Consider the following 834-nt stretch of genomic DNA (forward strand, 5'->3'; position numbering starts at 1 on the left):
AGGGCCTTGTCGACCTCGAAGTGGTCGCCCCAGCAGGCGATCTCCAGGCCGTCGTAGCCCCATTCCGAGGCCAGCCGGCAGACCTCCTCGAACGGCAGGTCCGCCCACTGCCCGGTGAACAACGTGACCGGCCTGGTCATGAATCCTCCACAGTCGTGAAGCGGCTGCCCTCAGCCGCGCTCTGCTCGACGGCCGCCAGCACCCGCTGCACCCGCAGCCCGTCCTCGAAGGACGGCGCGGGATCGGTGCCGGCGGCGATCGCCTCCAGGAAGTCCTTCGCCTCGTGGACGAAGGTGTGCTCGTAGCCGAGGCCGTGGCCCGGCGGCCACCACGCCCCGGCGTACGGGTGGTCCGGCTCGGTGACCAGCACCCGCCGGAAGCCGTGCTCGGCGCTGCCGATGGTGTGGTCGTGGAACCACAGCTCGTTCATCGCCTCGAAGTCGAAGGACAGGCTCCCCAGGGAGCCGTTGACCTCGATGCGCAGCGCGTTCTTGTGCCCGGTGGCGAAGCGGGTGGCCTCGAACGATGCCAGCGCGCCGCCGCTGAACCGGCCGATGAACAACGCGGCGTCGTCCACGGTGACCGGGCCCCTCCCGGCTCCGCCGCCGGCCGAGAGCCCGGCCGAGCTGACCGCCAGGGGACGCTCCTTGACGAAGGTCTCGGTCATCGCCGACACCCCGGTGAGCCGCTGACCGGTGACGAATTCGGCGGTGTCGATGATGTGGGCGCCGATGTCGCCGAGAGCGCCGGACCCGGCCTTGTCCTTCTGGAGCCGCCAGACCAGGGGGAACTCCGGGTCGACGATCCAGTCCTGCAGGTACTGCGCCCGCACGT

General features: G+C 70.6%; 1 protein-coding gene and 1 pseudogene. Both read right to left on the reverse strand.

What is annotated here, in order from left to right:
• Positions 1 to 140, reverse strand: a pseudogene (locus FLW16_RS45850) (sugar phosphate isomerase/epimerase); the annotation flags it as partial.
• The coding region (locus FLW16_RS42945) for a Gfo/Idh/MocA family protein (protein WP_142566723.1) at positions 137 to 834 on the reverse strand (698 nt) is incomplete at its 5' end. The gene FLW16_RS42945 and the pseudogene FLW16_RS45850, both read right to left, overlap by 4 nt.

Origin of the sequence: Microbispora sp. KK1-11, assembly GCF_006874435.1 — a bacterium.
GTDB lineage: Bacteria > Actinomycetota > Actinomycetes > Streptosporangiales > Streptosporangiaceae > Microbispora > Microbispora catharanthi.